General features: G+C 50.1%; 10 protein-coding genes. 7 read left to right on the forward strand and 3 right to left on the reverse strand.

All coding sequences use genetic code 11. The annotated features are described in order from the left end of the window. Positions 1 to 726 precede the first annotated feature (726 nt). Positions 727 to 1,218 carry a ferritin gene (locus tag GX117_06670; GenBank protein NLO33024.1) on the forward strand — a complete coding sequence of 164 codons (492 nt, stop codon included), beginning with the start codon at positions 727 to 729 and terminating at the stop codon, positions 1,216 to 1,218. Positions 1,219 to 1,435: 217 nt separating this feature from the next. Beyond that, positions 1,436 to 2,029: a peroxiredoxin gene (locus GX117_06675; GenBank protein NLO33025.1), complete on the forward strand. Its 594-nt coding sequence runs from the start codon at positions 1,436 to 1,438 to the stop codon at positions 2,027 to 2,029. Positions 2,030 to 2,080: 51 nt separating this feature from the next. Here GX117_06675 and GX117_06680 read toward each other — a convergent pair whose 3' ends face one another. Together GX117_06680 and GX117_06685 are read right to left on the reverse strand one after the other, a co-directional pair. After that, positions 2,081 to 2,875 carry a 2-hydroxyglutaryl-CoA dehydratase gene (locus GX117_06680; GenBank protein NLO33026.1) on the reverse strand — a complete coding sequence of 265 codons (795 nt, stop codon included), beginning with the start codon at positions 2,873 to 2,875 and terminating at the stop codon, positions 2,081 to 2,083. Further along, on the reverse strand, positions 2,872 to 4,011 hold the full coding sequence (locus tag GX117_06685; protein ID NLO33027.1) for a 2-hydroxyacyl-CoA dehydratase: 1,140 nt from the start codon (positions 4,009 to 4,011) through the stop codon (positions 2,872 to 2,874). The genes GX117_06680 and GX117_06685 overlap by 4 nt, the downstream gene beginning before the upstream one ends. Before the next feature lie 318 nt (positions 4,012 to 4,329). Between GX117_06685 and trpS the strand changes: the two genes are divergently transcribed. From trpS to GX117_06710, 5 genes are all read left to right on the forward strand, one after another. After that, positions 4,330 to 5,388 carry a tryptophan--tRNA ligase gene (gene trpS, locus GX117_06690; GenBank protein ID NLO33028.1) on the forward strand — a complete coding sequence of 353 codons (1,059 nt, stop codon included), beginning with the start codon at positions 4,330 to 4,332 and terminating at the stop codon, positions 5,386 to 5,388. Positions 5,389 to 5,404: 16 nt separating this feature from the next. Then, positions 5,405 to 6,436 (forward strand): Gfo/Idh/MocA family oxidoreductase, encoded by a 1,032-nt coding sequence (locus GX117_06695; GenBank protein ID NLO33029.1) that lies wholly within the window; start codon positions 5,405 to 5,407, stop codon positions 6,434 to 6,436. A gap of 265 nt (positions 6,437 to 6,701) precedes the next feature. Continuing rightward, positions 6,702 to 8,189 carry an MBL fold metallo-hydrolase gene (locus GX117_06700; protein NLO33030.1) on the forward strand — a complete coding sequence of 496 codons (1,488 nt, stop codon included), beginning with the start codon at positions 6,702 to 6,704 and terminating at the stop codon, positions 8,187 to 8,189. Positions 8,190 to 8,261: 72 nt separating this feature from the next. Further along, the gene (locus GX117_06705) at positions 8,262 to 8,744 is read left to right on the forward strand and encodes a DUF2007 domain-containing protein (protein NLO33031.1); all 483 of its coding nucleotides are present in this window, start codon (positions 8,262 to 8,264) and stop codon (positions 8,742 to 8,744) included. Between the two features lie 94 nt (positions 8,745 to 8,838). Continuing rightward, positions 8,839 to 9,555 carry a hypothetical protein gene (locus GX117_06710; GenBank protein ID NLO33032.1) on the forward strand — a complete coding sequence of 239 codons (717 nt, stop codon included), beginning with the start codon at positions 8,839 to 8,841 and terminating at the stop codon, positions 9,553 to 9,555. Here GX117_06710 and GX117_06715 read toward each other — a convergent pair. Continuing rightward, positions 9,552 to 10,520 (reverse strand): threonine synthase (locus GX117_06715; GenBank protein NLO33033.1); only part of this gene is annotated, 969 nt, incomplete at its 5' end. The genes GX117_06710 and GX117_06715 overlap by 4 nt on opposite strands.

Here is a 10,520-nt window from a genome sequence, read left to right on the forward strand (position 1 = left end):
AAGAATGCAGAAGACAAAGCTGAAACTCAAGAAGAAGGCATAGGCGTAGATGGGCAGTCCCCACGCATAAAACAAAATCTGTTTCATAGCTTTCCTCCTTGATCCTTCCTGATCGCTGCGCCGCGGCAAAACAGGACAAACAAGTGAAGGCTTTCTCTTTGTATGAGTATAACCTACAGAAGAAAATAAGTAAAGGATTATTTTTAGCCCTTATTCGGCGAATAAAACCGTATACAATCAAATTATGGGTCGGGTGCGCGTCATGCTTCAGCGCGCGTTGCGGGTAGAGGAGTTTCCCTCTAAGGGACAGAATGGACACGATGGACGGGAGTCGCACAACGCTTTGCGGTGTAGGGGCGCGATTTATCGCGCCCGAGGCCTTTGAATCATTGAGGCGCTGCGTTATGTACCTTGGCTCGCATACCCCTGGCATTCTGCGCGAAGCTGTGAAATCATAAGATCGCAATGTTTTTTCCGATTGAAGAGAAGGTTCTTGTTTCTTCACCACCATTTATATTCGCTTCCTTTGCTGTTCTTTTTTTTAACCATGAATAGCTGCTTTTTAGGTCGTATAGGCTGAGCCTGTTTAAAAATCGCTCTATATAAAAAAGGCATTCCCCTATGGAATAAAGACGAAATTAAAATCGTTTTTCCTGTAGAATGACGTCGTTTGTGTCGACGTTCATACCATCCACATTCCACAACAACCCTTGAGGAGAGGAAACGATGCTGAACCAAGAACTGCAAAAAGCCTTTAATAAGCAAGTTAATGAAGAACTCTATTCCGCCTACATTTACCTGTCCATGGTCAACTTTTTTGAAGCTCAAAATTTGAAGGGCTTCGCCACATGGATGCGTGCACAGGCGATGGAAGAAGTGAGTCACGCCACGAAACTGATTGATTATCTCCATGAACGAGGCGGTGAGGTCGTATTAGATGCTATCGGCACGCCCCCCGCTTCTTGGGAAAATCCCTTAGACGCCTTCGAAGCCGCCTATAAGCATGAGTGCTATATATCAGGCTGCATCCATACACTTTATAACAAAGCGGTGGAAGTGGGAGATACGGCTTCCGCCCTGTTCCTGAACTGGTTTATCATCGAACAAGTCGAAGAAGAAGCTTCTGTTGATGAAGTAGTTCAGCTGCTCAAACTGGCGCAAGGCGCTCCCGGTGCCATGTTCATGCTCAACAGAGAATTGGGCCAACGTACCGAATAATGCCTTGTGAAAACGAAGGTGTGCAAAGCCTTTTTCGGACACACCTCTCGCCACGGAAACCGGCATTATGGTTGCCAATTTATGTACCTTGTGCGGATAGGCGCTGTAGAAGGTCTATCCGTAAACATCCCTTTTAAAGAAAGCAGATCAACCACCAAACGCTATTTCAGTTGAATCTGCTGCAACACCTATCAGCCTAACTATAAGGAGTAAAGTAATGTCTGTCCATGTGACCCATCCTGCCCCTGATTTCAAAGCCGTAACCGTTATGCCCGACAATAGTTTCAACGAAAACTTCAGATTGTCTGATTTTCGCGGCAAATACGTGGTACTCTTTTTCTATCCCATGGATTTCACTTTCGTATGCCCGTCAGAAATTATGGCCTTCGACAAACAGCTTCCTGATTTTGCCGAGCGCAACTGCCAGGTCATCGGCGTGTCCGTGGACTCTCAGTTCAGCCACTTGGCTTGGAAAAATACACCTATCGAAAAGGGCGGTATCGGCAATATTCAATATCCTCTCGTCGCCGATATTACGAAACAAATCGCCCGAAACTACGGCGTCCTTTTCGAAGAATCTGTGGCGCTTCGCGGCCTTTTCCTCATCGATAAAGAAGGGGTAGTACGGCACGCGCTCATTAATGATCTGCCCTTGGGCCGCAGCGTAGCCGAAACCTTGCGCATGCTGGATGCGCTGCAACATCATGAGCAGTACGGCGAAGTGTGCCCCGCGAACTGGAGTAAAGGCAAGGAAGCCATGACGGCAACAGCACAAGGTGTTGCCAATTATTTGGACAAACACAACAAATAAATTAGTCCTAAACGGCGAGGCGCCTGTTCCTCATGGAGCAGGTGCCTTTTTTTATTGCTGCGTGCCTTCATCCAAGGCGTACAAAGCGGCGCCCAAAGCGCCGACAGTCTGCGGCGACTCCGGTATATGGAGGGGGCTGCCCAAAAGCGCCTCCATGGCATTGACCACGCCCACATTTTTTGCAACGCCGCCCGTCATCATTGTGGGCGCCGTAAGACGGGCACGAGAAACCAGACTATGGACTCTGGCGGCTATGGAACGACATAATCCCGCGACAATGTCATCTACGGCACGATCCTGCGCCAGGTGGGAAATGACCTCGCTTTCCGCAAAAACGGTACACGTCGAGGAGATAGAAACGGGCGCGACGGCGTGACCGGCCCGGGAACCGAAACGATCAAGATCTAATTCCAACAAGCGCGCCATCACCTCAAGGAATCTGCCTGTACCGGCGGCGCACTTATCGTTCATTTCAAAACGAAGAACACGGCCACGCTCATCAAGGGCTATGGCTTTCGAATCTTGACCGCCAATATCAATTACCGAGCGCGCCTCCGGGTAAAGCGCCCGTGCGCCCCGTGCATGACAACTGATCTCGGTAACAGAGCGGCTGCGCTCAGCAACCCGTTCCCGTCCGTAGCCCGTGGCAACGATACAGGCAGCGCTGTCGAGAGAACATCCTGCTTCTTCGGCGGCGTATTGAAGGCAGCGGCCTGCAGCATCGGCCAAATTGCCGCCGCTGGGAATGACACGGCTGCCCAATACACGGGCGTCTCCGTCAATCCAAAGGGCTTTCGTTGTGGCGCTGCCTACATCTACGCCTGCATACACGGCTCTGCCACTCATGAGACTGCACTTCCTTGCAGCATTTCTGCAAAGGCTTCGACGCGGGTACGCAATTGTTCCGGCGGTTCTTGATGCTGCTCCACGGATAAGGTCAACGAAGGAATATCTGCCTTTTCTAATGCCTGGGTTATGGGCACATAATCAAAGGCGGTGGGATCGCAAAAATTGGTCATGAGAAAGATGACACCCTGCGCTTTATACCGCTGTGCCGCTTCCACCAAGGCGGTGCCGGGGTGATGCATATCACGATGAAAGGCGGGACAGTGGGCGCGTGCCAGATAATAACGTACCACCGATTCCATGGGCGTGGCACCCTCCACGTGTGCAGGTGCATAACTGCGGGATCCTACACATAAATCATCGCCAACAACCCGGCAGCCTGCTTGTTCTATGAGTTCAATAAAAGCGGTGTGGCGGCACATACTGCCCCACACAAAAACACGGGGCATCTTTTCGTCGGGCAAGTCAGACACTGCTTGGAACGCGGCAATCAGCGCCTTCACAGCCGCTAAATGTTCGGCACGATCCATCAACTGACCTGCCAAGTTGATCTCCATGAGCTGTGTCCCTGTCAATAGGCCGGGATGTTCCGCATGAAGTCTATAGAGTTCGTTCATCGTGGCGCGGTGCTCTTGATACAGATCAAAGGCCTGCTGTATCGTGTCTTCCGCAATGGGACCGCTGTCTTCTTCAAGGAGGCTGCGCACGCGCTGCAGCTCGTCGCTATAATATTGGGCTGCCGCCTCTGTGTCAACGCGTGTGGGAATGGACACAATAATCGTCTTGCTGTCCCCTGTGTGGGCTCGCCATAGGTCGGCAACATTCTGCATGGTGTCGCAGGTGTGGGCGAATAAAGTCAAATTCAAAAGGGGCCATTCTCTTTCGAGTGCCGTGTCCAATACGCTCCTCGCAAAACTACAGGAAAAAGGTTGGAGCAGTTCATCGGCTCGTGATGTGGCTCCGACACGCCCCAAAATGCGTATGGGCAAATAGCCTGCCCCGTAGAGAAGTTCTTGGGGTACATAGGAACAGAGATAGCCCGCCACCTTGCGGCCTTGCGCCGCTGCATTCCGAGCATATTCATAATAGTCCGCTGTCACGTTTTGAAATACTGTAAGCCAAGGGGATAAATCCATTGCAGATTCCTTCTCGCTTCGCCGCCATTAAAAGTTTATCATGAACAAGAAAATTCTACTTGACCCACGGGGAAAACACAAATTCTTTTTTGTCGTCCCTTTCTCACTCGGTATCTTTGGAAGCCGCGAAAGTACGGTTGATAGGAATTTTCCCTGTATTTTCGTGTACTATATAGGGTGTGCGGTTTCTCTTATCATTCTTATGTTCTTGCCATATCCGTGATATGCAACAGAAACCGAAACCCATTTTTTTTCCGATCCCGCCTGACTGGAGGTACAAGGATCAGACAACACTTTCAAGCTTAAAAGGAATCGTGTATGATGAAGCAGAAGGAAGTCATTCTTTCGGGGATCCGTCCGACAGGGCGGCTTCATTACGGCAATTATTTTGGAGCTATTCGGCATTTTTTAAGACTTCAAGAAGAAGATGCCCATTGCTATTATTTTATCGCTGACTACCACGCATTGACCACCGTCACGGAACGCAGAGACTTATTCCGCAACACCTTGGATATGCTGCGCACCTACGTGGCATGCGGTCTTGATCCGGTGAAATCGATCATTTATCGACAAAGCGATCTACCCTGTACGGCAGAACTCAGCTTGCTGTTGGGCATGTTGACCAATATCGGCCTCTTGGAACGAGGCACCACCTATAAAGACAAGTTCAGCAAGATTCAGGAAGATCCCAAGGTGGAAGGGAATCCCTTGTCTTATGGACTGCTGGGCTATCCGGTGCTGATGGCAGCTGATATTTTAATTGTGCGCGCCGATCTTGTCCCTGTGGGCGATGATCAACGGCAGCATTTGGAGATGGCTTGTGACTTGGCGGCACGCTTCAACCATCGCTTCGGCGAAGTATTCCATGTGCCCCGACCCTTGGGTCGGGATGCCTTGCGCTTACCGGGGTTGGACGGCTCAGAAAAAATGGGTAAAAGCGAAAACAATACCCTTGACCTCCTCGATCCGCCCGATGTGGTCTTGAATAAAATTAAGGGAGTACCCACCACCACAGAACCGATGCCCCTTGACACCGACAGCACCGATCCGGAAATTGTGACCAAAAAGCTGCCTTCCGGCGTGGGAGCGTTATACCGTCTGCTCTCGCTGCTCGCTCCGGAATCGGTTTATTTAGACTATCTGGATCAATATAGAAAAGGCGGCAAATTCTACGGGTCGCTGAAGAAAACAGTGGCACACTATGTCTCCGCTTTCAACGAACCCATTATTGACGCTTATAATGATCCCGCCCATAATGATGATTTTATCATGGATTTTTTGAAAGAAAATGCCAAGCGCGTTACGCCGGTGGCATTGGATACCGTGGAGCGCTGCCGCGAAGCCATGGGTATTGGTCACAGTCTTTTCCGCGCATAAAGCAGGAGTACAGATCATGGAAGAAATCCGTATCGGAATCATAGGTCTCGGCGGTATTTGCCGCTCCCGCCACCTTCCGGGTTTACGCGCCATTGAGGGCGTCAAATTATGTGCCGTCGCCAATCGCAGCAGGGAATCTTCCTTGCAAGCTGCTCAAGAATCCGGTATTCCGGAGGTCAGCGATTCTTGGCAGGAACTTATCGCCCGTGATGACATCAATACCGTACTCATCGGCGCTTGGCCCTACCTGCACTGCGAAGCGAGCGTGGCAGCCCTTCAAGAAGAGAAACATGTATTCTGTCAAGCGCGCATGGCAAGAGATCAGGCAGAAGCGGAGCTCATGGCGTCTGCCGCGCGAAGCAGCGACAAAGTAGCTGCCCTATGCCCTGTTCCTTTTGGATTACGTATCGATAAACTCATGGCGAGGCTTCTCAAAGAAGAAGCCTTGGGCGCCATTCGCTATGTAACCGTCAATAGCTTCTCCAATGCATGGGTCGACCCGACTACACCCATCAATTGGCGCAAAGATTACAGCCTGTCCGGATTGAACGTGCAGACCTTGGGTATGTATATAGAAGTAATACACCGCTGGTTCGGATTGACAAGCCAAGTCTTTGCCCAGACCTTCCTCTACACCAAAGAGCGCCCTAATGCAGAAGGCATCATGACCGCCGTGCATATTCCTGACCAAGTTTTGGCCGATACCCTAGTGGGCGAGAAAGATATTCCCGTTCATTACACCATCAACGGCGTATCGGGCTTCACCGGCGATTCCATTCATATCTATGGCGAAAAAGAAGCGCTTCATTATGATATTGATGAGGACATCTTGTACCGCGTCACGACGGGCACGCGTGAAGTTATAACGCCCCGTGAAGAAGAGCGTTACGATGTCAAACAGTGGCGTGTAGAACAGGATTTTGTCGACGCCATCCGTGAGGGCACTCCCTATCATCCCAATTTTGAAGAAGGGTTGCAGTATATGCAAGTTGTTCAGGCAATTCATGACTCTGCGACAGAAAAGGAACGCCTTAAAATAGTCTATTGATGCGTGTTTTTTCTTGAGATAAATCCATTATTTTCCCTTGTTGTTAATACAACAGTACAGACACCATATAGGTATAGGCTACTACTCCTTTTCCCGTCGTTCTTTCTTATGATTTTAGAGGAAAAGCGTGTTACACTGTATTCCATTGTCCTGAACAGGATAGCTGTTTCAAGAGAATAAGCCCGCCTGGGGGAATAGTCCCTTTCCCTTATCGCGTTATAGCTTAAGTTTAATATCCGGTTCTCTGTGAAAAAAGAAAGCGCCCATGAGTACTTGGCTGCGATATAACTGCTCCGCCGGCTCCTTACCGGTCCCGGCTGCAGTAGTCATTCTCTACGAAGAGCAAGGGGGACGTCTACTCTTCGCCAAAAGAAATGAGCAGCTCAGCTTTATGGGCGGTCATTACGCCTTTCCCGGCGGTCATGTTGCCGAAGCGGACACAGGCCGCTGCGTTCACCCTTCCCACGACCCTGAAGATGCCCGTTTTTTGACTGCAGCCGTGCGCGAAGTTTTCGAAGAAACGGGTCTCTTATTAACGACACCGGAGCTGCGAAGCTATGAGATGAGTGATCCCATACGCCGCGCTGTTATGGATGATCCGCCACAGTTTGAGTCTTTTTTGGAAGCGGAAGGACTCTCTATTGACCGCTCGGCTTTCGTATCCGCAGGCAGATGGATCACCCCCTCCTTTTCGCCCAGACGTTTTGATACCCGATACTTTTTCTTTCAATGTGCAGAACCCTTGCCCGGCACACCTATGGGCGATGACGAAGAAATAACGGCGCTGCGCTGGCTAACACCGCGAGAGGCGTTGGAGCAACGGGGCATGAAGCGGATGACCCTGTCCACGCCGCTAATTTTTGTGCTTCAGCGGCTCGCGGCTTTTCCTTTAGAAGAAGCCTTAGAACGACTTCAACATACACCCGGCTTTTCAGATACGCTTATGGACTACATCGAACCTGCCTCGGGTATCCATATTGTACCTGTACGTGCCCCTACCCTGCCGCCGTCGACCCATACAAACTGCGTGATTGTTGGTGAGAAAGAACTTGCCATTGTTGACCCGGGAATTGCCGATGAAAAGGAGCAAGAACGCTTCTCCCGACATATGCAGACCCTATGTGAAGGCCTGAAAGGGAAACCCGCCGCCGTGGTGCTGACCCACGATCACCCGGATCATTGTGCCTTCGCAGCGCAACTCTCAGAACAGCACCACATCCCCATCTACGGACATCCTTCCGTAACGCAACAGTTTCTCAATACAAAATCCTTGTCGGATGGAGAAGTGCTTACACTGGAAGGTTCGCCGCCGTGGCGGTTGCGCTGTATCTACACACCGGGACATCACCCCGGTCATTGCTGTTATTTCGAAGAGCGCAGCTGTACCCTCTTGGCAGGCGATCTCGTCGCGAATCCCGGTACCATTTTGATTGATCCCGATCACGGCGGCGATATGGACGCCTATATAAAAAGTCTGGATCTCATTTCACGGATTGAAGCCCTGCTGACAATACCCGCTCATGGTCCTCCTTTGATAAAAGACGAAGGCGCTGCACTGTTCCGTAACACCTTGGAACATCGTCTTATGCGAGAAAACAAAATCAAAGAACTATTGGAGACAGGTGTGAAAGATATAAAACAACTGCTGCCCCTTGCCTATGATGATGTTCCGGTGGAACTGCATGATATCGCTTCCGGCCAGTTGCGCGCCCATCTCCAGCGAATCAACAAACAACAGGTTATTCCCACCTGATTCCGACAATCGGCGTGCGCAAAAACACCCCAACAAATGCCTGATCAGGTCAACCATTGAGGACACATTATCATGCAGGCAAAACTTGTTACTGTTAAACAATGCAGCGATCCCGCCGAAGCCGCTTTTTTCGCCTCTTATCTGGAAGAAAACGGCATTCATGTTGAGAACAGCGTAGAAAACATGAAGGCGTGGTCAGGGCGTTACTCCATGCTGGCACGGGGTCCTGTTTTGAAAGTATCCATGAAGGATGTTCGTAAAGCGCGAAAGCTTTTAAACAACCCGCCGGCGCCCATTGATGACGATTATGAATTTCCCCTTGATTCACCACAAGGGGACTGGGTTCCGGGAGAAACACCGGAAAACTGTCCGCGCTGCGGGTCGGCGAATATGGTATCCATGCCCGGTCACTTATTTCCCGGATTGCTCTTTTCCTTATTAACCTTGGGAATCGTAAAACCCTATGGGCAACCTCTGTGGATTTGCCGCGACTGCGACTGGGATTCTCGTACGGCGGCAAGAGAACAAAAAACAGAGGAAAAAGATGTAAAATAATTTTTAGAAATGATTCACGTTAACGTGTTAGACTGTTACAGTGATTGTTGTTAATGGATTAGGGATACTTGTAGCATCAGAAGGAATTACTGCTATGGCTCTGTCAAAAAAACCTGCTTCTATTACGATCTTTTCTTTTCCTCCATTCCTCTACGTGTGGCCTGTCATCGTATTTGGTTTTTTATTTGCAGGAATACAGTCTATGGAATTGCTGGGTGACAATGGGCTCCGCGCTGTGGCTTGGACCTATCTCGCCATCATGTCCCTTGTCTTAATCACGATGGGGGTTGATTTAAATCTCCGGGCCAGCATTTTTTGTCTCGTTCTTTTCTTTTGCAGTTGGTTCGGGATCTTGTGGCTGCAGGGGGTTAAGGAAATTAAATTTTTTGGTACTATCGGCGCGTTTATTCGAGAGATTGATCTGACCATTCCTTCCTCCTTTATGGCGACCCTCTCCTTTATTTTGCTTTTCATTTACCTGATCATGCTGTTCATGGCCTATTTCAATGATCGTTATCGTATCACGCACAATGAAATTGAACACCATGTCTTCGGCTATAAAGAAGATGCTATTGGCCGCGGAGCGAAACGGGTGCGCGCAGAATACACTGACATGCTGGAGCTGCTCATTTGCGGTTCAGGAACCATTAGGCTTTTCAGTGCCACGGGCAACAAAGAACTGCTCGTTATTCAAAACGTGCCGCTCCTTGTCTTCCGCAAACGCAAGATCAGCCGTATCCTCGAAACCGTTGCTATTGAAACCATGCAAATGGAAGAAGAATATGAAGAAACGGATGAAGGCGACAATTAAACAAGAGCGGGGCTAAACCCGAGCAGTTCAAGAATCTTTTCTTCTTTTGCCTCGACCGTATGGGGTTGTTCCGCAGCGGCAACAGCATTATCCGGGTCTTTCAAACCATGACCTGTGAGAATGCATACCACACGGAAACGATCGCCTTGTCTCGGCGTTGCTGTATCGAAGAAACCTTCCTTGGACAACTTTACAAGACCCGCCACACTGGCCGCGCTGGCAGGCTCACAAAAGATCCCTTCCATACGCGCCACTAAGGCATAAGCTTCCCGGATCTCGTCGTCGGTAACAGATGTGATAAGACCGTTGGACTGATCCCGTGCCTCAATAGCTGTCTGCCAGCTGGCAGGATTGCCGATGCGGATAGCGGTAGCGTAGGTGTCCGGATCCAAGACCGGATGCCCCAAAACCAAAGGCGCAGAGCCCGCCGCCTGAAAGCCCAACATGCGCGGCAAGGAATCACTTTTACCCATGGCCTTATATTCGCGGTAGCCTTTCCAATAGGCGGTAATATTCCCCGCATTACCCACAGGCATACATTGGAAATCCGGCGCAGTGCCCTCAAAATCATCCAGTATTTCAAAGGCAGCAGTCTTTTGACCTTCTATGCGATAAGGATTGACAGAGTTCACCAATGCAATGGGGAATTCATCGCAGATTTTGCGCACCAAGGTGAGGGCATCGTCAAAATTACCCTGAATCTGAAGAATCTGCGCACCGTGCACCATGGCCTGCGACAACTTGCCAAAAGCAATCTTCCCCTCCGGGATCAACACGACACATTTGATGCCTGCCCGCGCCGCATAGGCAGCCGCGGAAGCCGAGGTGTTTCCCGTAGACGCACACATGACCATCTCGTACTCTTCTTCCAAAGCCTTGGTAATCGCCATCGTCATCCCGCGATCTTTGAAAGAGCCCGTTGGATTGAGCCCCTCATATTTGAGGTAGATTTTCATTTTCGAAGG

The sequence above is a fragment of the Candidatus Hydrogenedentota bacterium genome, assembly GCA_012523015.1.
Classification (GTDB): Bacteria; Hydrogenedentota; Hydrogenedentia; order Hydrogenedentales; family CAITNO01; genus JAAYBJ01.

What these genes read in the sequence shown, in the direction of transcription:
- GX117_06670 (NLO33024.1), top strand. Translation starts at nt 727, where the DNA reads ATGCTGAACCAAGAACTGCAAAAAGCCTTTAATAAGCAAGTTAATGAA.
- GX117_06675 (NLO33025.1), top strand. Translation starts at nt 1,436, where the DNA reads ATGTCTGTCCATGTGACCCATCCTGCCCCTGATTTCAAAGCCGTAACC.
- GX117_06680 (NLO33026.1), bottom strand. Translation starts at nt 2,875, where the DNA reads ATGAGTGGCAGAGCCGTGTATGCAGGCGTAGATGTAGGCAGCGCCACA.
- GX117_06685 (NLO33027.1), bottom strand. Translation starts at nt 4,011, where the DNA reads ATGGATTTATCCCCTTGGCTTACAGTATTTCAAAACGTGACAGCGGAC.
- trpS (NLO33028.1), top strand. Translation starts at nt 4,330, where the DNA reads ATGATGAAGCAGAAGGAAGTCATTCTTTCGGGGATCCGTCCGACAGGG.
- GX117_06695 (NLO33029.1), top strand. Translation starts at nt 5,405, where the DNA reads ATGGAAGAAATCCGTATCGGAATCATAGGTCTCGGCGGTATTTGCCGC.
- GX117_06700 (NLO33030.1), top strand. Translation starts at nt 6,702, where the DNA reads ATGAGTACTTGGCTGCGATATAACTGCTCCGCCGGCTCCTTACCGGTC.
- GX117_06705 (NLO33031.1), top strand. Translation starts at nt 8,262, where the DNA reads ATGCAGGCAAAACTTGTTACTGTTAAACAATGCAGCGATCCCGCCGAA.
- GX117_06710 (NLO33032.1), top strand. Translation starts at nt 8,839, where the DNA reads ATGGCTCTGTCAAAAAAACCTGCTTCTATTACGATCTTTTCTTTTCCT.